Annotated in this window: 16 protein-coding genes and 3 rRNA genes (1 of these 19 running past the window's edge); 2 read left to right on the top strand and 17 right to left on the bottom strand. The window is 61.2% G+C overall.

Features of this window, described 5'->3' with window-relative positions; translation table 11 throughout:
• Positions 1-14 precede the first annotated feature (14 nt).
• The 5 genes from AC1M7R_RS12050 to AC1M7R_RS12030 all read right to left on the bottom strand — a co-directional run bounded on the left by AC1M7R_RS12050 (position 15) and on the right by AC1M7R_RS12030 (position 4,860).
• Positions 15-635 (bottom strand): hypothetical protein, encoded by a 621-nt coding sequence (locus tag AC1M7R_RS12050; protein WP_490610425.1) that lies wholly within the window; start codon positions 633-635, stop codon positions 15-17.
• Positions 632-1,204, bottom strand: a complete 573-nt coding sequence (locus AC1M7R_RS12045) for an RNA polymerase sigma factor (RefSeq protein WP_072398963.1) — start codon at positions 1,202-1,204, stop codon at positions 632-634. Before AC1M7R_RS12045 ends, AC1M7R_RS12050 begins: the two co-directional genes overlap by 4 nt.
• A gap of 107 nt (positions 1,205-1,311) precedes the next feature.
• Positions 1,312-2,976, bottom strand: coding sequence for a vWA domain-containing protein (locus AC1M7R_RS12040; RefSeq protein ID WP_076405787.1), 1,665 nt, complete (start codon positions 2,974-2,976; stop codon positions 1,312-1,314).
• A gap of 142 nt (positions 2,977-3,118) precedes the next feature.
• Entirely contained in the window at positions 3,119-3,700 is a 582-nt protein-coding gene (locus tag AC1M7R_RS12035) for a hypothetical protein (RefSeq protein WP_072398961.1), read from the bottom strand.
• Positions 3,701-3,867: 167 nt separating this feature from the next.
• Positions 3,868-4,860: a zinc-dependent alcohol dehydrogenase family protein gene (locus AC1M7R_RS12030; protein ID WP_490610424.1), complete on the bottom strand. Its 993-nt coding sequence runs from the start codon at positions 4,858-4,860 to the stop codon at positions 3,868-3,870.
• 107 nt (positions 4,861-4,967) lie between these two features.
• On the opposite strand from AC1M7R_RS12030, the gene AC1M7R_RS12025 reads away from it, so the two are divergent.
• On the top strand, positions 4,968-5,846 hold the full coding sequence (locus AC1M7R_RS12025) for a LysR family transcriptional regulator (RefSeq protein ID WP_072398959.1): 879 nt from the start codon (positions 4,968-4,970) through the stop codon (positions 5,844-5,846).
• 41 nt (positions 5,847-5,887) lie between these two features.
• Here the strand turns inward: AC1M7R_RS12025 and AC1M7R_RS12020 are convergent, their stop codons facing one another.
• The 3 genes from AC1M7R_RS12020 to AC1M7R_RS12010 form a co-directional block, all read right to left on the bottom strand.
• Positions 5,888-7,201, bottom strand: coding sequence for an MFS transporter (locus AC1M7R_RS12020; RefSeq protein ID WP_072432191.1), 1,314 nt, complete (start codon positions 7,199-7,201; stop codon positions 5,888-5,890).
• Positions 7,202-7,236: 35 nt separating this feature from the next.
• Complete coding sequence (locus tag AC1M7R_RS12015) at positions 7,237-7,410, bottom strand: hypothetical protein (RefSeq protein ID WP_168199064.1); 174 nt, start codon at positions 7,408-7,410, stop codon at positions 7,237-7,239.
• 132 nt (positions 7,411-7,542) lie between these two features.
• Positions 7,543-8,103, bottom strand: a complete 561-nt coding sequence (locus tag AC1M7R_RS12010) for a YbhB/YbcL family Raf kinase inhibitor-like protein (RefSeq protein WP_072398957.1) — start codon at positions 8,101-8,103, stop codon at positions 7,543-7,545.
• A 138-nt stretch (positions 8,104-8,241) separates the two neighbouring features.
• Here AC1M7R_RS12010 and AC1M7R_RS12005 point away from each other — a divergent pair, with 138 nt between their 5' ends.
• Entirely contained in the window at positions 8,242-9,777 is a 1,536-nt protein-coding gene (locus AC1M7R_RS12005) for an FAD-dependent oxidoreductase (RefSeq protein ID WP_103894845.1), read from the top strand.
• Positions 9,778-9,868: 91 nt separating this feature from the next.
• On the opposite strand, the gene pgaD is transcribed toward AC1M7R_RS12005, so the two are convergent.
• From pgaD to AC1M7R_RS11960, 9 genes are all read right to left on the bottom strand, one after another.
• Entirely contained in the window at positions 9,869-10,369 is a 501-nt protein-coding gene (pgaD, locus tag AC1M7R_RS12000) for a poly-beta-1,6-N-acetyl-D-glucosamine biosynthesis protein PgaD (protein ID WP_072398955.1), read from the bottom strand.
• Positions 10,366-11,721: a poly-beta-1,6-N-acetyl-D-glucosamine synthase gene (gene pgaC, locus AC1M7R_RS11995; protein WP_072398954.1), complete on the bottom strand. Its 1,356-nt coding sequence runs from the start codon at positions 11,719-11,721 to the stop codon at positions 10,366-10,368. Before pgaC ends, pgaD begins: the two co-directional genes overlap by 4 nt.
• Position 11,722: 1 nt before the next feature.
• Positions 11,723-13,720: a poly-beta-1,6-N-acetyl-D-glucosamine N-deacetylase PgaB gene (pgaB, locus tag AC1M7R_RS11990; RefSeq protein ID WP_490610423.1), complete on the bottom strand. Its 1,998-nt coding sequence runs from the start codon at positions 13,718-13,720 to the stop codon at positions 11,723-11,725.
• Between the two features lie 12 nt (positions 13,721-13,732).
• On the bottom strand, positions 13,733-16,213 hold the full coding sequence (gene pgaA, locus AC1M7R_RS11985; RefSeq protein ID WP_490610422.1) for a poly-beta-1,6 N-acetyl-D-glucosamine export porin PgaA: 2,481 nt from the start codon (positions 16,211-16,213) through the stop codon (positions 13,733-13,735).
• A gap of 240 nt (positions 16,214-16,453) precedes the next feature.
• Positions 16,454-17,959, bottom strand: a complete 1,506-nt coding sequence (locus tag AC1M7R_RS11980; RefSeq protein WP_072432187.1) for a YdgA family protein — start codon at positions 17,957-17,959, stop codon at positions 16,454-16,456.
• Between the two features lie 155 nt (positions 17,960-18,114).
• Entirely contained in the window at positions 18,115-18,750 is a 636-nt protein-coding gene (locus tag AC1M7R_RS11975; RefSeq protein ID WP_072398950.1) for an NADH:ubiquinone oxidoreductase subunit N, read from the bottom strand.
• A gap of 180 nt (positions 18,751-18,930) precedes the next feature.
• Positions 18,931-19,046 (bottom strand): 5S ribosomal RNA (gene rrf, locus AC1M7R_RS11970).
• Positions 19,047-19,154: 108 nt separating this feature from the next.
• A 5S ribosomal RNA gene (gene rrf / locus AC1M7R_RS11965) occupies positions 19,155-19,270 on the bottom strand.
• Positions 19,271-19,429: 159 nt separating this feature from the next.
• Positions 19,430-21,387, bottom strand: a 23S ribosomal RNA gene (locus AC1M7R_RS11960) (it continues 934 nt past the right edge of the window).

Here is a 21,387-nt window from a genome sequence, read left to right as displayed (position 1 = left end):
GAGATCATCGGGCCCTAACGCTTTCGCAACGCCTCCAATCGGGCAGGCAGATCCTCCTCGGGAAAGCGCTTGTGCAGCGCCAGCAGCTTTTCATCCGCCGCCCGGGCCTCTCCCGCTTGGCGCAGGCGCAGGACGTCCGCCAATTCTTCCTCCAGCGACGGCAGTGCGACGGAGGCCCGCTTGCTCATCTTCGCCGCAGGCTTATGCGCCTGTAGTTGGCCGGCGAGGCTGTCCGGAGCCGGGGCCATCTCGACCTGGGGGGCCATGCGGGCCATCGGCGCAGGCGCCGGCATGGCAGGTGCTGGCGCGGCGGCAGTGACCGGTGCCTGGCGGTCGGCGGAATCATCCAGCGAGGCCGGCGCGACCAGCTCATCGTGGGGCATCGGTGAACGCATCACCAACCCGATCATCAGCGCGACGCCGGCGACCGTGGCGAATGCCATTTGCCAGCGTGGCCGTTGGCAGACCTGCAGCCAGCGTTGCCACAGGCTCGGCTTGGGTGCCGGCGCCTCGCGGCGGGCGGCGGCCAGGATGAATGCGTCCAGCGAGGCGGGCGGCTCGCCGCCGGCATGTTCGCGAAAATGCTCGATCATCAGGTCGTCCTGGGGATCCTGGGTGTGTCTGGAGTCGTTCATGCGGGTACCTCATCGGCCAGCAGCCGATGCAATTTCTGCTGGGCGTAACGCAGGCGGCTTTTCACCGTTTCCAGCGGGGCGCCGGTCAGGGTAGCGATCTGTGGCAGTTCCAGTTCGCCGTGCAGGCGCAACAGGAAGACTTCCCGCTGATCCTCGGGCAGGGCCTGCAAGGCAGCGTCCAGGCGAGCCTGGTCGCGACTCAGGCTCAACTGCCGCTCGGGACCGTCGGCGTCGTCGGGTTGCCTGTGAAGCTGTTCGTCGTAGCTGTCGTGCAGCGGGTTATGAACGCCGTGTTTGCGCCAGTGGTCGATCAAGCGATTGCGCGCAATCTGGAACAACCAGGTACGAAAACTCGCCTGTCCTTGTGGCTGGGTGGAACTGCGGATCAGGCTGAGCCAGGTGTCCTGGAAGACCTCTTCGGCCAGCTCGGCCTTGTTGCTCAATGACAGTAGGAAACGATAAAGCCCCTGCCGATGGCGGGCGTACAAAGCTTCAAAACATGCCCCGTCGCCGTTGCGGTAACGGGCCAGCAGCGATTCGTCGCTGGGAGAATCCATCGTAGCGGGCATGTGGGTGGCGAACTCCTTTCGGTGTGGACGCAGTCTTGCAGACAACAAGGGCCAACTGTGGGAGCGAGCAGGTTCGCTCCCACAGTTGGTCCTCGTTGTGCTTGGGATCAGTGCTTGGCCGCAGGCTTGAGGCTCTGGGCCAACTCGACCATCTGCACGAACTCGGCACGCAGCCCGAACGGGTCATCGCCCCGGGCGGAGCGGGCCAGTCGAGCGGTGTCCTTCAAGCTCATGGCGCCAGTGTAGCGTCCATCGCCCTTGAGCTGCTGGGCGAAGGCGGCCACGGCGGCCGAGAAGCGCAAGTCTTCGCTGGCCTCGCCCTTTTCCTGCGCCGCAACCACAGGATGCTCGATCAACCGGCTGACACCGCCCTCGGCGGGCTTGTAGCGTACCCGCAACATGGCCAGCTCCCCCGATTGAACGTCCTGCCTGGCAACGCTGCCGTAGCGCAACGGCTCCAGCCAACCCTGCTCGCCCTTGGGCACGATTTCATACAACGCCGTCACGGTGTGCCCGGCACCAATTTCGCCGGCATCGACCTTGTCGTTGTTGAAATCCTCGCGCTTCAGTGCACGGTTCTCATAACCGAGCAAACGGTATTCGCTGACCTGGGCCGGGTTGAACTCCACTTGCAGCTTCACATCCCGCGCCACCACCGCCAGGGTCGAGCTGAGCTGGTCCACCAGCACCTTGCGCGCTTCGAGCAGGTTGTCGATGTAGGCGTAATTGCCATCCCCGGCGTCGGCCAGTTGCTCCATCAGGTGTTCGTTGTAGTTATCCACGCCAAAACCCAGCGTGGTCAGGGACACGCCGCTTTTGCGCTGGTCCACCGCCATCTGCTTGAGGCTGTCGAAGTCACTGATGCCGACGTTGAAGTCGCCATCGGTAGCCAACAGGATGCGGTTGATGCCGTTGTCGATATAGCTCTCCCGGGCCAGCTGGTACGCCAGCTCGATGCCCGAGGCGCCAGCGGTGGAACCGCCCGCGTTCAGTTGATCGATGGCAGTGCGGATCCTGGCCTTGTCCCGACCCGAGGTGGGTTTGAGCACCACCCGCGATTCGCCGGCATACACCACCAGGGACACACGATCCTGGTCGCGCAGTTGGTCCACCAGTAGCTTCAAGGTGCTTTTGACCAGCGGCAGGCCCTCGCGACGATCCATGGAACCGGAAACGTCCACCAGAAAGACCAGGTTGGCCGGCGCCAGCTCCGCCACCGCACGATCGGAAGCCTTGATGCCGATGCGCAGCAGACGGGTATGAGGATTCCAGGGCGAGGGTGCTACCTCGGTGGTCACGCCGAACGGCGAGCCGTCGGTGGGCAGCGCGTAATCGTAGGGAAAGTAGTTGACCATTTCCTCCAGTCGCACAGCGCCTTCAGGCGGCAGGCGGCCCTGATTGAGGAAACGTCGCACATTGGCATAGCTGCCGGTGTCGACATCCGCACCGAAGGTCGACACGGGGGTTTCGGCGACACTATGGACAGGGTTATCCGGCAGCTTCTCGTATTGCTCCCGCGGTTCGGTGCGGTAATCCCCGACGATGGCATCGTTCGCCACACTCGGGGCGACCACCGATACCGGGGCGGCCATGCGCTTGGTCAGCGGTTGGCGAGTGTGGGCAGCCTCGTTTTGTAGCACCGGGCTGGGAGCCACCGGTTCGACCGGCTTGGGGGCCTCTCGGGAAGACAACCCACAACCGGCCAGCATCACCAATAAGGTCATGGCAAAGCCCTGGGCAGCGGGACGCAGGAATGGACAGGGACGGGACATGGGCTGAACCTCGTGAATGAATGATCCGTTCACAAGCTCAGACGAGGGGTATCGGGGATTCGGGTTAAGGGTCGGGCATTATTTTACGGCGCTCTGCAATCGCAGGCCCGGCCCCCCGAAGGCGACCAGGCATGCAAACCGACTAGCGGGACGGAATGGCCTGCAGGTCATCGGCGATAAAGCGGCTCAGCACACCGGTGTAGTAACCCTCGACGTCGGCATTACCTTTGTTGGTCAGCGCCCCCATCATGCTTTTCATATTCTGCATCTGGCCCATCGCGCCTGCAGGCATCAGCCCTTCGCGGGCCTGGGCAAAGTGCAGTACTTCGGCACCGGCCTTCTTGACCTTGACCTGATAGCTGAAATCGACGCTGGCGAGGTACGTGCCGTCGGCAACGATCTTGCTCATGAAGCCGCCCTGGGTGTCCTGGATACGGCGTGTGTAGACGGCGTTCACATCCAGCAGGTAATCGGCGGTTTCCTTGCTGTCGGCATAGCGATTACCGTCGAGCAGGCGGACGATCAGGTCGGAGTGCAGCTGGTCACGGACTTTGTCGTCAGGCAGAAAACGCTCGTTCTTGCCTACGACTTCAACATTGAACGTGTCGATCCAATAGGTGGCGGTCTTGGGGATGGTCACGGGGGCGGGAGAAATATAGTAGTCCGGCTTGGAGGCACAGCCCGCCATGAGGCAAGCGGCAAGCAACAGTGCAAAAACGCGCATGTCTGAATTCGTCCCTGGAAAGTGAAGAGTAAAAACCGGCGGCATTCTAAGGGAGCCGAGCGTTTCTCACGTCACCTTTTTCACTTGCATGCGCATTTTTTCAGCGAAACGTCATCAAGCCAGCAAAGCCCAGGTCCTGGAGACTGGGCTTTGCTGGCTTCCATGGCTCATATGTCAACCACCGTCTTCCCTGCGCCAAGCCCCTGGGCCACTTGCTTGAACGCGTCGTTCACGTCGTCCAGGCCAAACCGATGTTCGTCCACCTTGATCCGCAGTTGTCCGGCTTCGACCAGTGCCGCCGCCTGCCGCAGGATCTGCCCGTGGTGCTCGCGCCCCTTGCCGGTCAGCAGGGGCATCAAGGTGAACACCCCAGAATAACTCGCGCCTCGAAACGACAGCGGTGCCAGGCTGTGCTGCCCCCACCCCAGGCAACTGAGCACGTGACCGGTGTACGCCTTCACGGCGCTGAACGACGCATCCAGGGTCGAGCCGCCAACGGTGTCGTAGACAATATCGAAGCCTTCGTCATCGGTGTGCAGGCGCACGTAGCTGTCGGTGTCCTGGATCCGGTAATCGATGGCGGTGGCCCCCAGCTCGCGAATGAAGTCCAGGCTGCCGGCCGAGCCGGTGGCATAGACCCTGGCGCCTCGGGCCTTGGCGATTTGCACGGCCATCTGGCCGACACCGCCGGCGCCGCCATGGATCAGCACCTGTTGACCGGCCCGGACGTTGGCGCGATCGACCAGGCCTTCCCAGGCCGTAATGAAGACCAACGGCAAGGCTGCTGCTTCACGCATGCTCATCGACCGGGGCTTGGGTGCGATCAGCAACGCATCGACGGCAACGTATTGGGCCAGGGCGCCCTGGATTCCGCCGATTCCTGCAGCCATGCCGAATACCTCATCTCCACGGGTGAAGTCAGTGACGCCATCGCCCAGCTCGACGACCGTGCCGGCCAGGTCGATTCCCAGCACTGCGGGCAGCGGTTGACGGGCATGGGCGCCGCCTCCCGTCGCTATCTTGGTATCCAGCGGGTTGATGCCGGCGGCATGGACCTTGATCAAGACCTGCCCCTTGCCGGGCACGGGCCGGGCAACAGGGCGGATGACCAAAGGGGCCTGGGCGGTTTCAGCGATGGCGGCGAGCATGGTGTCGTTCATGTCAGTGACCTCCAATGAGTGGGTGGAGTACATGTTGCAACCCACGATGCATTCCGATAAGTAAGCAAGCACGGATAGGTTTTATTCCATGAAGAGGCCAAATTCCGATGGATCTGTTCGACGCGATGCAGGTATTCGTACGGGTGGTGGAGCGCGGCTCGTTCTCGGCTGTCGCCAGGGAACTGAACCTGGGCCAACCGGCGGTGAGCAAGCAGGTCCGTGCGCTGGAGCGGCATCTGGGTGGCGCGTTGCTTGCCCGCAGCACCCGCCAGCTTGCGCTGACCGACCAGGGCCAGCGTTTCTACGCGCAAAGCAAGGAGATACTCGCCAGCCTGGACGCGGCCCGGCTCAGTTTCGCCAGCGGACAGGAAGAGATCGCCGGCCCCTTGCGTGTGGCGGCGCCAGTCAGCTTCGGGCGGCTATGCATCGCGCCGCTGCTGGGCGAGTTCCTGGCGCGCCATCCCAAGGTGCGGATCGACCTGCGGCTCAATGACCAGAACGAAGATGTGCTGAAGGAAAACATCGATCTGGCCATTCGCATCGGCGCGGTTAAGAACGAAGGGCTGGTGGCCGTCTCCCTCGGCGACAGTCCGCGCCGGGTCTACGCGTCTGCGGCCTATCTGCAGCGATACGGCACGCCGCTCGAGCCGGCGGATCTGATCCACCATAACTGCCTGGGCTTTACACTGCTGGAGCACTACGACACCTGGCGTTTCGACCAGGAAGGCAGGCAACACTGCGTGACGATCAAGGGCAACGTCACCAGCAACAGTAGCGAGGCCATTCGGGAAATGGTGCTGTCGGGCCTGGGCATTTGCCTTTCACCCCAGTGGTTGTTTGCCGCCGACCTGCGTCAGGGAGCCGTGTCGCAGCTGCTTGAGGATTACCAACCAACCGCCCTGCCCATCAACGCAGTCTTCAGCAGCGACCGCCGACGCTCGGCACGTACCCGGGCCTTTGTGGACTTTCTGCGCGAACGCCTCTGATGAGGCTGACCGGGCCCGCGGCAGGGCGTCGTCGCGCAAACCTAGGACTCACACACCAACGGCGATAGCGCCGACTTCGTGGCCCGCCCCGAAAAATACGCCGCCGCACCCACCCCCACCGCGCCCATGACCCCGCAATAGGCCACACACACCCATGGGCTCCAGGGCACCAGTGCAATCAGCAGCAACGGCGTCATGCTGGCCCATAGCGCATAGGCGATGTTGTAGGTGAACGAGATGCCGGACACACGGATCCTGGCCGGGAACAGGTTGACCATCACCGAAGGCACCGCCCCCACCACGCCACAGCCCAGGCCTGCCACCGCGTAGGCCAGGCCCAGCCAGGCACCGCCGCCGATCAGGCTGGCGTAGAGCAGCGCAATGCCCAGCGGCAGCAGCAGACTGTAGAGCATGACCGCGCGCCAGGCGCCGATGCGGTCGACGATAAGGCCGGCGAGGACGCAGCCGATGTTCAGGAAAACGATGCCCAGGCTACTCAGGGCGAACGTCTGGCCAGGAGTCATGCCGAAGCTCTTCTGCATGACGGTCGGGGTGATGACCACGAACACCACCACGGCGGAGGTCAGCACGCATGTAAGGATGGCGGCAGGCAACAAGGCGTGGCGATAGTCGCGCAGCACGGTGCGCAGGGGCAGTTCCGCCGCGCCTTCACGGTTGGCTTGCAGGGCCATGAAAATCGGTGTTTCGCTCAGCCAGCGACGCAGCCAGACTCCGATCACACCAAAGACGCCACCCAGCAGGAAAGGCAGCCGCCAGGCATAGTCGAGAATTTCCTCAGGAGTGAACAGCCGTGCCAGCGCCGTGGCGGTCAAGGCGCCCAACAAGTAGCCGAACGTCAGGCCGGCCTGGAGGAAGCCCAGGGCGTAGCCTCGGTGTCGCGGCGGTGCGTGTTCGGCCACGAACACCCAGGCACTCGGCACCTCGCCCCCTACCGCCGCCCCTTGCAGGATGCGCAACGCCAGTAACAGCAACGGCGCGAAATAACCGATTTGCGCGTAGGTCGGCATCACACCGATGAGCAGGCACGGCAAGGCCATCATCAGGATGCTCAGGCTGAACACCCGCTTGCGTCCCAGGCGATCGGCAAAATGCGCCATGAGAATGCCGCCCAAGGGGCGAGCCAGATAGCCGGTGGCAAAGATTCCGAAGCTTTGCAGCAAGCGCAACCATTCGGGCATTTCCGGGGGGAAGAACAGCTGGCTGAGCGTCAGGGCGAAGAAGACGAAAATGATGAAATCATAGATCTCCAGCGCGCCGCCGAGGGCGGCCAGGCCCAGGGTCTTGTAGTCGGACCGGCTGAATCGGTCGCCTGGTAGATGAGTTGTGGCAGTCATAGGCAGATAGCAGAAAGTTGAGTGAGGACGACCGTTCAGTCGTCGCCCCGGTTGTCCATGGGTCGAACCGGTGGTTGACCTGGCTCGGCGTCTTCGGCCTCGTCTTCAGGCAGGTAATCCTTGCGACTGCGCGCGATGGCCTGGCGTATTTCGTCGCCCTTGGTGGGGCAGTTCTTCAGGCGGGCGATGCCGTCGGGTTTCTGCGTCATCGCCATCTCCGGCAGTGATCAGGGGCTCGATAGTGCTCGCTTTTGCCGCCTGATGCCAATTTTGTGATGAGGGCCGCCTGGCGGCCCGGGGAATATCGGCCTTCCCGCCACGAATGACGGGGGCGTTCCGGATCAGCGGTGGTAACGACGCACCACGCTGCTGTTGCGCAACACATGGCCTTTGATCTTTTCCATCAATTGGGCACGGGTCAGGCCGGCAGGCAGCGCTTCGGGTGGCAAGTCCAGGGCGTAGATCTGGATCAGGTAATGGTGGGCGCTGTCACCGACAGGTGGACAAGGGCCGATATAGCCATGGGTATTCTTGCTGTTGGTGCCGCTCACGCCTTCCAGCGCCGACTTGGCACCCACGCCTGCCGGAATCTGCCGCGTGGAGGCCTTGATGCCGTAATGCACCCAATGGTCGACGCCCTGGCCTTTCTGACCATCCGGATCATGCATGACGATGGCGTAGCTGAGGGTGCCGGGCGGGCCGGCGTTCCAGCTCAGGGCCGGGGAAACGTTCTTGCCGCCGCAATTGTTCGCATCGCTGGCGGCCGCTGCGGTGAAGAGGCGGTCGTCCGACACACCGGGAATGCTGAGGGTGAAGCGCTCCTGCGCCTGGACGGTTGCCTGTGCGCACAACACGAGGGCAACGGCGGCCAGCCAGGGAGCAAGTGAGGTCAATCGAGTCATACCGGGCACCTTATGCGGTTCAGGCCATGGACGGCTTGCGAACTATAGCCGCAGCGCCCGCCGGGTTGCAGTGACAATTACGCTGAACCTCGTTCCGGTCCTTCGGTTCTAATGGGAAACGCCTGCCGGAGACCGACCATGCCTGTGCATCAAGTCGCCCGCTTCGCGGATGTGCGCGAGGACCGCGGCCTCGAAGTGAAGATCAACGACACGACCATCCTGCTGCTGCGCGCAGGCGACCAGGTACGTGCTTTCCAGGGCAGATGCCCACACGCCGGGGCGCCCTTGGCCAAGGGCGCGGTGTGTCATGGAAGGCTGATCTGTCCCTGGCACAAGGCGGCGTTCCGGGCAGAAGACGGCGCCCTGTGCGAACCGCCGGCGCTCGATAGCCTGGCGCGCTATCACGTCGAAGTGAAAGGCGACGAGGTCTGGGTCGATGATCAACCGTTGCCGGCCGAGAAAATCCCGCCGGCCGACGACTCACGCACCTTTGTCATCATCGGCGCCGGTGCCGCCGGCACGGCTTGCGCGGCGGCGTTGCGGGAGAAAGGTTTCGGCGGCCGCATCCAGATGATCGACCGTGAAGCGGGGGCCGGATATGACCGCACCGTGCTGAGCAAATATGTCCTGGCCGGCGACATGAGCGTCGACGAAACGCCACCGCTGCGCGATGACACTTATTTCATCCAGCAACGTATCGAACGGATCCAGGGCGAAGTCACTGGCCTGGATTGCGACTCCCGCCGGATCAGGCTCGCCGATGACCGGTGGCTGGAATACGACGCCGTGCTGATCGCCACCGGCGGCTCCCCCAGGATTCCGGATCTGCCGGGCATCGATCTGCCGCAGGTGTTCGTATTGCGCAACCTGGAACATACCCGGCAAATCCTTGAGAACGCCCGAGCGGGTCAACGAGCGGTGATCATCGGCGACAGTTTCATTGCCATGGAGGTTGCCTCATCGCTGCGCAAGCGCGAGCTGAGCGTCACCGTGCTGGCTCGCCATCCCGTACCGTTCGCCAAGCAGTTGGGCGAGAGCGTCGGCCAGGCGATCCTGGCCCGCCATCGGGCCAATGGCGTGGTGTATCACACCGATGGCGAAGCGGCGCGGATCGAAGGCCGCGGCCAGGTGGAAGCCGTGGTGCTGGATAATGGCCAGCGCTTTGCAGCGGACCTGGTGATTGTCGGTATCGGCGTGCGTCCGGCCACCGAGCCGTTCATTGAACTGCCCAGGGAAAAGGACCAGTCCGTGAGGGTCGACGCGGGCATGCGCGTGACCGATGGGGTATGGGCCGTCGGCGACATCGCGACCTTTCCCCTCGACGGCCAGCCCCGACGCATCGAACACTGGCGCCTGGCCCAGCAACAGGCGCGCATCGCCGCCGCGAACATGCTCGGCGGGGATGAACACTACCTGGATGTACCGTTTTTCTGGACCTATCACTTCGGAAAACGCTACGACTACCTCGGCCATGCCGAGCAGTGGGACGAGGTGCAATTCAAAGGCACGCCTGAACATCCGCCCTTCATCGGCCTGTTGGGCAAGAACGGCGTCGTCGCCGCCGCAGTGGCCTGTGATGAAGGCCGGGCCATGGCGGCGTTGGCCCAGCGCATGAAGCAACCATTGCCGGTAGACGAGGCGTGGCGACTTATTCGTGACTTCTCGACGCTTTGAGCCGACCGGCGCAGCAAACCGTGACGTTCGTGCCTTGTGCTGCATTGCCCCATCCTTGGAGCGGGCTTGCCTGCGAAGGCGATACCAACCCCTACGCGGGATGATCAGCCAGATGGATCACTCCCGAATGCTCCAGCGGCGCCAAAGGCGGCGGTTGCAGTTCCTTGGGGAGCACATGGAAATGCGGCACGACATGGCTGATGTCGCCGTCCTGGTTGTTATGAATGATCTTCGAACCAGGCTGGCGCAGGGTGTCCAGGCGCTCATCGGTCAATTTGAAACTCTCGCTCAGGCGTCGATCGTCCACCACCGGCGCCGGTAGCCGGCGCTGGGCGAAACGGCCGCTCTTGCGCTGCTGGTAACGTGCCCAGCCAATCAGGATCAGCGCATTGACCAGCGCCACCCAACCGTAGATCTGCAGCGTCCCGAGGGTTTCCAGCCACGCGCCTCCCAGGCGTGGGCCTGCGTGGCCGTCGAATAGCGGCCATAACCCGTTGATCAGCAGGTACAGCAGTCCGATCCACGCCAGTACGGTAAAACACACATCGATGATGACCAGAAAAGGTCGCTGGCGGGTCCTGATAATTTTCATCGGATCACTTCCTCTTCTTGCTCACCGAAGGGTTTGATGCCGCGGTCCGGACTGATCCAGCGCGCACGCTTCTGATGCTGTCCGAACAACACTTTGGGAAAGCTCACCAGGGTCGTGAACAGGCTGATCAGCCAGAACACCAGTGGGTACCAGACCACCCAGAACATGATGTGCCACAGGCCTTTTTCGTAGCGGCGATCGATCAGGATGCTCACGGCGAACTGCATCAGGCACACCACCGCCAGCAACAGTCCGGTGAAGGCCGGCGGCATCAGGTGGTCCACGGCGATGGCCGCCGGCATCTCGACGAATTTGCCGGCGCCCCAGAAAACCACCGACAGCAGGAAGGTGAACGCCCACCCGGTGGACAGGCAATATTCGAACAGCAGCGGCCACAGGTAACGATGCCGGTATTGCCAGATGCCGCGAATGTTCTTGAACAGCACCTCGGCACCGCCCTGGGCCCAGCGCAGCCGTTGCCGCCACAGACCGCGCAGGGTTTCGGGCATCAGGATCCAGCACAGCGCCCGGGGCTCGTAGAAGATGCTCCAGTGATCCAGTTGCAGCTTCCAGCTGATGTCGATGTCCTCGGTGATCATATCCGGGCTCCAATAGCCGACCCGGTGCAGGGCCGTGCGCCGGAAGGCGACGATCACGCCGGAGACGGTGAAGATCCGTCCGAAGACCCGCTGCGTTCGCTTGATCAAGCCAATGATCGAAGAAAACTCCCCCACCTGGACCCGGCCCACCAAGGTGGAGCGGGTGCGGATGCGCGGGTTGCCGGTCACGGCGCCAAGGCGGGCATTGTCCAGCATCGGCGCCACCAGGTAGGCGCAGGTATTGGGCGCCAGCAGCGCGTCACCGTCGATGCACACCAGGTATTCGCTGCGCGCGGCAATGGCGCCCATGCGCAGGGCCACGGCCTTGCCCTGATTCTCTGCCAGGTGCAGCACGCGCAGACGTGGGTCTTGCGTCGCCAACTGATCCAGTACCGCGCCGGTGCTGTCCTTGGAGCCATCGTTGATGGCGATCACTTCGATGTTCGGGTAGTGCTGGCCCAACGCTGCGTGGATGGTATCGGCAACGTTGTCGCCTTCGTTGAAGCATGGAACCAGGATGCTGATCAGCGGCTCGCCGGCCAGGGGCGGCGGCAGGGTGTCATCCTTCCATGGCCAGTGGCGCTCCCAGTGCAGCCAGAAATACAGGCCACCGGCAATCCATAAACCGGACATGAACAGCGGGTAGAAGAATACGAAGTCCATCAGAAATTGCCCGGTGACCAGGAAGATCAGGCCCAGGGGTACCCCAAGGACAATCGCCAGCACCAGCAGGGCGAGCAGTCTGTCGAGCATGTCAAGGATTCCACTTGTTGGAGAGCGCAGGGCGCACGGTTTTCACGGCGGGCTGGTCTTCGATGAAGTTGTCCGGGTAGTAGCCCAAACTGGTCACGCCCTGGCGTTTCAACACGCCCATCCATTCGGCCAGTTGTTCACCGTCGATGTCCTTGGCCGGTTGGCTGTGCCAGTCCCGTGCCTGCAGTTCGAACACGGTGCGCTGGAGCGCGCCGGGACGAGCCTTGACCGTGTTGACCAGGCGTTCGAGCCAGGGGCCGGACTGCCGGCGAGTCTGCTTTTCCATCAACGGCATGGCCATCGGTGCCGTCCAGTCGTAGGCACCAAGGAAGTCGTCGAGATTCTGGGCAAACCAGGCCTCGCTTTCAGGGTTGAGCATGGGCTCGGCGAACAGATTGCGGGCCGTCTGCACCTGCGGGCCACGGATCGCCCGGACCTTGGCAGTGAGCTCCTGGGTGAAATCGATCAGGTAGCGGCTCTTGAAGCGAGTCCAGCGCTGCATGGCCGCCGGGTCGTCCCGCAGGGCTGCGATGGAGGTCGAGAGGCCGTTGGCGGCATAGACCTTCAAGGCAGCGGGGCCGGCATCCTCGAAGTCGGAGAACACCGCGTCGTCATGGTACAGAACGCCGTCCACCGAGCTCATTCGCGCCATGTCCTCGTAGATCTCGCCGATCACATGCCGAACCTTCGGGTCGAAGGGTGACAAGCGGACGTACTGATCCTTGGCGATGCCGGTCCTGCCAGTCTCCGGGTCCCAACGCTGCACGCGCGGCAGCTTCGAGTCCAGGGCAAAACCGAGCACGGGCATCCAGGCGAAAACCTTGGCGTTCGCTCGGGTTTTCAGTTGCCATGCCACCCGGTCGAACAAGTCCGCCCGTACGGGCAGGTGACGGTTGGGGAAGTACAGCGAGTGCACCAGGCCGTCACCTTTAGGGTCGGCGAAAGCCTGCAGGAACACGGTATTGGCGCCCAGGTCGTAGATGCGCTGGATCAACTTGCCGACGTTGGCTTCCTGTTGCACGGGATCCGGGTCATAGACGTAATCCAGGTCGACATGGACCACTCGCATCGGGTCCATCGTCTGCACCGAAACCATGCTTTCGGCGAAGTGCGCGCCATCCGGATCGGAAGCCACCAGGAATCGCGGCCCGCTCATCAGGTTGGAGAGGCTGTCGAGGCCATCCTCCAGCGTCAGGGCCATCTGATAGCCGTGGTCGCCAATCACCTGCAATGCAGTACCGTCCGCTTCCCCGTACGGCCAGACCCAGACGCGCGGATTGTAGCCGGCAACCTTGCGGATCTTTTCGGAGATCGCCGCCACGTCCTGGCGCAGGCGAGCCTGGAAGTCGGCTTCGGTTTCATAGCGTCCGGTGGCGGGATCGTAGCGTCGGGTTGTCGCCGCAGGTTGCTGGTTGCCTTGCGGATTGGCAAGCACGCCTTTGTGATTGGCATCGGTATGCGCGGCGATTTCCACCAGGCCAGACTTGGAGACTTCGCGGATCTGCTCCCAGGTGAGGAACTCCGAACGCTTGCGCGGCACACCGGCGAAGTCCACCGTCTGGTTCGACGGCGTATCGATCCAGCTGCCCACCGGAGCCAGGATCGCCGGCCAGTTATAGGCACGCAGGATCGGCATCACGCGGGTGTAGAAACTGGAGTAACCGTCGTCGAAACTCAGTAACACCGCCCGTGGCGGCAACTGCGGACCGCCGTTGCGGGCTGTGATGATTTGGTCCACCGTGACCGGCTGATAGTTGTTTTCCCGCAGCCAGGCCAACTGTTCGATCAGGCGCTCGGTGCGCACGGCCACCAGCGCCTGGTCCGGATCACGGTCGTTCACATCGTGGTAGGCGATGCCAAGTACGTGGTTCTTTGGCCAGGGCGCCTCGTTGGCCGCCAGCGGGCGCTGCGAAGGAGGCGTGAAGGCCGGGGCCTGCTGGGCACAGGCGCTGACCAGCAAGACGCCCAGCAGAAGGATGAATCGCGAAATGACAGGCATCTTCAAACTCTTCTAGAAGCGATAGGTGAGGTCGACAAGCAGGCGCAGATCGCTCTCGCGATCGCCGTCGTAGGGGCGGTTGAGCCAGCTCAGCGCGGCACCGGCCTCGAGCACATCGTTCCAGATGAAACGCTGGCCGTAGCCCAGCAGGCCCATGGCACCCGTACCATGGTCGCGCTGGCTGTAGGTGCCGGCGCCGACCTGGAACTGCTGGCTCCAGGTGGTCTCATAGCGGCGGTGCAAAACATGGTTGGCGGTCAGGGTGGGCATCACGCCCAGGTCCGACTTGGGGTTGAAGTACGGGACTTCGTCGGTTCCACTGTTGCGGCTGGCGCTCACTTCCAGGCCCAGCTCCACCTGCAGCCGAGGGGCGCTGTAAAGTCCTTCGCGGCCACTCAGCAAAGCCTCGAGACGATTGTTGCCATCGCTGAAATGGGACGGGCTGACGGTCAGTCGCCACTCACGACTCTCATGGGCACGCCAGCGAACGAAACCACTGCCACCGTTGGCGCGGATGCCGCTGTTGAGGGCTCTCAACGGCGTGTTCGCCGAGAGGTAATCCAGGCTGCCGCCGTACTGCCAGTGATCGTCGATATCCCGGGCCACGGCCAGGCGTGCGCCCTGTTTATCGCCAGAACCGTAGACGTGATTCGAGACTTCCGCCTCCAGCGTCATGTCCCGGGTGCGCCGTTCCACACCAAGGCGCTGCCAGCGGTGATGGCCGGTCCCTTCCTCGAAATCCCCCGTGGCGTAGCCGGCGCCGCCGAACAGTCGCCAGTCTTCGTCGATGGGTGGGCTATAAAGCAAGGTCTCGATGCCAAAATCCCGGCTGCCGGTCACCGCGCCGGCCTCACCGTTGCCACCACCGTAGCTCTTGCCGGTGTAGGCTTCGATACGCAGCTCGGCCATGTCGTGCACCTCGCGCTGGCGTTGCAGGCGCTTGACGTGAGCGTTCTCCGGGTAGCGGGCCACCACATCGTCAGTCAGCGCATCCAGTTGCCGCCACTCCTGCAACTCCATGGCGGTGCGGGCCTGGGCGACCTCCAGGTCGCGGTTGCGCGGGGTGGTCGTCTCGACCTCCTTGAGCAGGTTTTCCGAGCGTCGCGGCCATTCGCGGGCCCGATACAGATCGGCCTGGGCCAGGCGCAAGCCGATGTTGCCCGGTCCCTGATTGACCAAGGTGTCCAAGCTCGCTTCGGCAGAGGGATAATCCGCACCGTAGGTACCAGCCTGGGCAGCCAGCAGCTGGGCATCCATCCATTCATCGTTGGGGTTACCGATGGGCAGCCCCTTGAGCTCGACGCGCGGACGCTGGGACTTTGCCAGATCCTCGGCCAAGGCCCGGGCCTCCTCTGACTTTTCGCTTTCCAGCAGGGCGTAATAAAGTGCCGTGCTGTCCTCGAAGCGATCCGCCGCATCGGCGTCCGGCGCCGTCAGGACCTGACGATAGAGATCGACGGCGATTTCGGGCTGGCGTTGCTCGAGATAGGAGGACGCCACCCAGCGCAACGCATACGTGGGGATGCTCACTCCCTCGGCGCGCAACTTCTGGTATTCGGCGATCACCTCTGCCCGATAAGCGCGAGCGTTCAGAGCGCCCATGCGGTCGATACGCCAGCGGAGCACATCATCGTGAGCCTCGGCTACCGGCGTCCAGGTCGCAAGCAATTTGTCGTAATCGGCCAAGGCACGATCAGCGATGACAAAACGCTCTTTTTCACTGCGGGTGGCCATGTCCGCCAGGCGAACCCGCTCAGCGGCCACATCGCCTTCCAGGCGCCGCTGTACACCACGCTCGATCAACCCTGGCTGCAGACGGGCCAGGCGCAACGCCGGCTCCGGCAGACGAGCCCGTTGCAGGGCGTCGATATATTCCCGGGCGATTTCAGGCTTGTTGCCGGCGCGAGTGAAGGCCTGGTCATATTCGAACAGCGCCTCATGGGGATTGCCGGCACGTGTCAGTGCATAGCCCAGGGCCATGCGACGCATCGGATCTTCGGGCTTGGCGGCAACCATGGCCCTGGCACGAGCAACGGCTTCGTCGGGCTTGCCCGCGTCAGCCTGGGTCAATGCCAGGCCGAGCTGCAGGTCGGGGTTGCGGGGATCTTTCAACTGCGCCTGGCGATAGACTTCGGCAGCCAGATCCCAGCGTTTGAGATTACGATAAGCCCGAGCCGTAGCGCTCAGCGCCTGGACTGGCAGATCGCGATAGCGACCCTGGCTTTCATAAACCTGCACCACTTCGGCATCCAGACCGGCCCAGCTGGCGATCTGCAGATGATCGCTGATCTGCGCGGTACTGGCTTGGCCGACCGGCACCCCGCGCAACGCAACCAAGGCGGGCGCATGACGACCGGCACGGGCGTCACGAACCGCTTCGTCATAGGCGGTATCGGCAAAGCCCAGTACAGGCCAGCACAATTGGCTGCACAGCACGACGCCAAACAACGGGCGCAAACCACATTGAATAAAAGGACCTACGGTACGCGGCATTCGTCAGCACCCTTACATGGCCAGCCGGGTCGCAGTGCCCCCTTGCCCATCACACAGGAAGCCGGATCAAAGGAATCCAGCCAAGCTCTAATGGGCTAAGTCTTGCATCCCCATGCGGGTCATTTTTCGGAACGCAACAATTCTTCAGAATCCGTCAGATTTGCTAACCCCTTGTGAGCGGACAAAAAAAACCGGCCCGTGCGCAATGCACGGACCGGTTCTGGATGTCGCTGGCGAGAATTACTGAACAGCGACGCCGCCACCTACCTGATTCATCACGAAAGTGGTGAACTGCTCTACAGTCATCTTCTGGCCATTGAAGTCGACCTGATCGTTGGCATAGCGCAGCCTGGTCACCACGTCATTGCCTTCCAGGGTAGCCAGCTGAGTGCCGACTGCCATCGCACTGAACATGTCGCTGGTGGCCGTCGCCTGATCGGCGATCAACTTGGCGTCGGTCTGACCTTCCATTTGTGCCTGTACGGTCGCCAGGTCAGCCAGCATCGGCTTGGACACCTTCACGTTGAGCTCCAACAGTGCGAGCAGTTGCCGCCCCAGTTCGTCAGGTGGCAGGTCCATGGACTGAGGCTTGGCCAGGTTAATGACCAGGCTGGCGCTGCTCTCGCCGTTAGGAGTGCTGAACGCCAGTTTTTCCACCGCCACTTGAGGACTGCCGGCCAGGATCTTTTCAAGATCAGCCTTGACCTGCTTCTCTTCTGCCTCGGTCAGGTTCAGCTCTGGAGCCGGCTCGCCTGCTTCAGCGGCCTCGGCTGCGGCCTTTTCATAAGGCTGCAGCTTGGTCTGATAGAGCTGCATCAGTGACATCGTAGCGGGAACGTCCAGGTTCTTCAGGCTCAGCGCCATGTGTGCCGAGCCGATAGCCTTCTCGTTGAACGACAACTCGCCGATTTTGTAATCGGCACGCCCCGAAGCATTGGTGCCGCTCTCGGTGCTGCTGTTCTTCATCTCCAGATTCTTCAAGCCCACCACCGACTTCTGCTCACCGAAGATGGCCTTGGTATTGCTCAGGATCACGGCGTTCTCACCCAGGTAATAGCCGTAAGAACTCTTGCTCAGGTTGCTGGCGAGCGTGAGCCCGTTGAGTTCAACCTGTACCGGGCTTTGATCCTCTGCGACGGTGGTCAGCTTGAGGTTGTCCATGTAGCCATCGAGCTTGATCTTCTCGGCCTGGGCGCTGGCGGCCAGGTCAAACTTGAGGCCAGAGAAGATCAGATGGGATTGCTCATCCAGCTTGGTGTCCAGGGGCAGCAGCTCCAAGGTACCGTTGACCGACTGATCGTAACCCAGGTTGAACACGCCTTTGACCGGCGACTTATCCTTGGCGGCGGCAAACCATTTATCGGTCAGCGGGTTGCGCTCGATTTCTGTATGGCTGGTCGCCATGACCGGCAGCCACTTGAGTGTCATCAAGCGCGAAAATGGCAGCGGTCCATGTTCGATATTGTCTACCAGCTGCAACTCGACCGCTTCGCCGCCAAACATCTCGCCTTCACCCTTGAGGCGATAACGGGCGGTGCTGCTGAAAATCCCTCGCTCCAGCGAAACCAGTTCAATGGAGGACGAACTGTTGGAACCGGTCAGGGCAATCGCCATCTGCTTGTTACTGTCGGCAATCGCGTTCTGCAGCACTCCTTCGAGCTTGGTGCCGGTGTACCAGGCGCCGCCCGCGCTGATCGCACCGACAACCACAACGATTCCCAGGAGTACGCTTGCTGATTTATTCATGAGTGACCCGATCGATATCCATTGGTTGAAAGTCGCCGTCTTCCCTGGCCCGCGAAAGGGGGTGGCTCGACGCCGTGAAGTGCGGGGGAGATTACCATCAGGCCCCTTGGAGGCCCAATGTTTAAAGGGGGAAAAGCGAATTCTTGAGAGGTGGTCTACGAATATTGGACTTCAATCTCGTCGAGTTGGTGATCGAAAGTCCTGAGCCGTGCCGTCCAGGTGTACACCAACACTTCAAAGTCGCGGTTGATCACCGCAGCGCCCGATGACTCGGCGCGAGGGTCACAGAAGTCCAGTTGATAACGCTCACGAGCCATAGCGTTGGCGACATCACACAACTCACGGGCATTGTTGAGCCAATGCCAACCTTCTTGCGCGACTTGCTTATCCAGGGCAGCGCATTGGACTTTCAGGGCCTCGAGACTTTTTTCCAGCGGGGTGCCGGTGAGTTCCCCCATGACCTCCTGGAATGTACGGCCTGGCTGCCAGTAACTGCCCCAGAAGTAACGATCGAACACTGTTTCGACCCGCCGTAACGCTACCTTGGTATCCCAGATCAGCACCAGGGTCTTGCCTTGGTCCAGGTGTTTCTTCTTGATGCGTTGGCCTTGCACCGATGCCCAGGCCACGACAGCGATGGAAATTACGCCAATGAGGGCGGAAGCGCTGTCTAAAAAAATCAGTGCTTTTTCGATCTGGTGAGTCAGCATGACACCATAGAAATAAGTAGCCGAAAGCAGCACCAATGCCGCGATGGCGCACCAGAACCCGGGAGCATAAGGGTTTTTCATTATTGGAATCCCCATGACCAGTGGCACATAGACCTCACGGGCTTGTTTTTTGCCGATGCCCGACATTCACAGCATAGCAACGGCCTCGGAGTTTGCTGGTCGTCGGGCGTCTCTCCGATCACCGGGCCCAAACGACAAAACCCCTGTCTACGTCAGCAGACAGGGGTTTTGGGAATTCAATCTTGACGATGACCTACTCTCACATGGGGAAACCCCACACTACCATCGGCGATGCATCGTTTCACTTCTGAGTTCGGGATGGGATCAGGTGGTTCCAACGCTCTATGGTCGTCAAGAAATTCTGTGACCGGCCCGTCCAACAGCAACGTGCCGGTAAAAAATCAGCAACTTCTACTAAAACAAAACCCCTACCTGCGTCAGCAGATAGGGGTTTCGGAATTTAATCTTGACGATGACCTACTCTCACATGGGGAAACCCCACACTACCATCGGCGATGCATCGTTTCACTTCTGAGTTCGGGATGGGATCAGGTGGTTCCAACGCTCTATGGTCGTCAAGAAATTCGGTAGCCAGCGCGTGCCTTACGGTCACGTTCCAGCGAATGGGTATGCGATAGTTTGTGTGTTGCCTGCAAGCACGTTCGAACTTTCGGTTCGTTTCGTCTTCACAACACCGCAATCTGGTCTCTGTCGAGTCGACAGATTGCTTGGGTGTTATATGGTCAAGCCTCACGGGCAATTAGTACAGGTTAGCTCAACGCCTCACAGCGCTTACACACCCTGCCTATCAACGTCGTAGTCTTCGACGGCCCTTCAGGGAGCTCAAGGCTCCAGTGAGATCTCATCTTGAGGCAAGTTTCCCGCTTAGATGCTTTCAGCGGTTATCTTTTCCGAACATAGCTACCCGGCAATGCCACTGGCGTGACAACCGGAACACCAGAGGTTCGTCCACTCCGGTCCTCTCGTACTAGGAGCAGCCCCTCTCAAATCTCAAACGTCCACGGCAGATAGGGACCGAACTGTCTCACGACGTTCTAAACCCAGCTCGCGTACCACTTTAAATGGCGAACAGCCATACCCTTGGGACCGGCTTCAGCCCCAGGATGTGATGAGCCGACATCGAGGTGCCAAACACCGCCGTCGATATGAACTCTTGGGCGGTATCAGCCTGTTATCCCCGGAGTACCTTTTATCCGTTGAGCGATGGCCCTTCCATACAGAACCACCGGATCACTAAGACCTACTTTCGTACCTGCTCGACGTGTCTGTCTCGCAGTCAAGCGCGCTTTTGCCTTTATACTCTACGACCGATTTCCGACCGGTCTGAGCGCACCTTCGTACTCCTCCGTTACTCTTTAGGAGGAGACCGCCCCAGTCAAACTACCCACCATACACTGTCCTCGATCCGGATAACGGACCTGAGTTAGAACCTCAAAGTTGCCAGGGTGGTATTTCAAGGATGGCTCCACGCAGACTGGCGTCCACGCTTCAAAGCCTCCCACCTATCCTACACAAGCAAATTCAAAGTCCAGTGCAAAGCTATAGTAAAGGTTCACGGGGTCTTTCCGTCTAGCCGCGGATACACTGCATCTTCACAGCGATTTCAATTTCACTGAGTCTCGGGTGGAGACAGCGCCGCCATCGTTACGCCATTCGTGCAGGTCGGAACTTACCCGACAAGGAATTTCGCTACCTTAGGACCGTTATAGTTACGGCCGCCGTTTACCGGGGCTTCGATCAAGAGCTTCGCGTTAGCTAACCCCATCAATTAACCTTCCGGCACCGGGCAGGCGTCACACCCTATACGTCCACTTTCGTGTTTGCAGAGTGCTGTGTTTTTAATAAACAGTCGCAGCGGCCTGGTATCTTCGACCGGCGTGGGCTTACGCAGCAAGTGCTTCACCCTCACCGGCGCACCTTCTCCCGAAGTTACGGTGCCATTTTGCCTAGTTCCTTCACCCGAGTTCTCTCAAGCGCCTTGGTATTCTCTACCCAACCACCTGTGTCGGTTTGGGGTACGGTTCCTGGTTATCTGAAGCTTAGAAGCTTTTCTTGGAAGCATGGCATCAACCACTTCGTCACCCAGAGGGTAACTCGTCATCAGCTCTCGGCCTTGAAACCCCGGATTTACCTAAGATTTCAGCCTACCACCTTAAACTTGGACAACCAACGCCAAGCTGGCCTAGCCTTCTCCGTCCCTCCATCGCAATAACCAGAAGTACAGGAATATTAACCTGTTTTCCATCGACTACGCTTTTCAGCCTCGCCTTAGGGACCGACTAACCCTGCGTCGATTAACGTTGCGCAGGAAACCTTGGTCTTTCGGCGTGGGTGTTTTTCACACCCATTGTCGTTACTCATGTCAGCATTCGCACTTCTGATACCTCCAGCAAGCTTCTCAACTCACCTTCACAGGCTTACAGAACGCTCCTCTACCGCATCACTTACGTGATACCCGTAGCTTCGGTGTATGGTTTGAGCCCCGTTACATCTTCCGCGCAGGCCGACTCGACTAGTGAGCTATTACGCTTTCTTTAAAGGGTGGCTGCTTCTAAGCCAACCTCCTAGCTGTCTAAGCCTTCCCACATCGTTTCCCACTTAACCATAACTTTGGGACCTTAGCTGACGGTCTGGGTTGTTTCCCTTTTCACGACGGACGTTAGCACCCGCCGTGTG

Source organism: Pseudomonas sp. MS01C9, from assembly GCF_058202755.1.
This window is presented reverse-complemented; position numbering and strand designations above follow the sequence as displayed.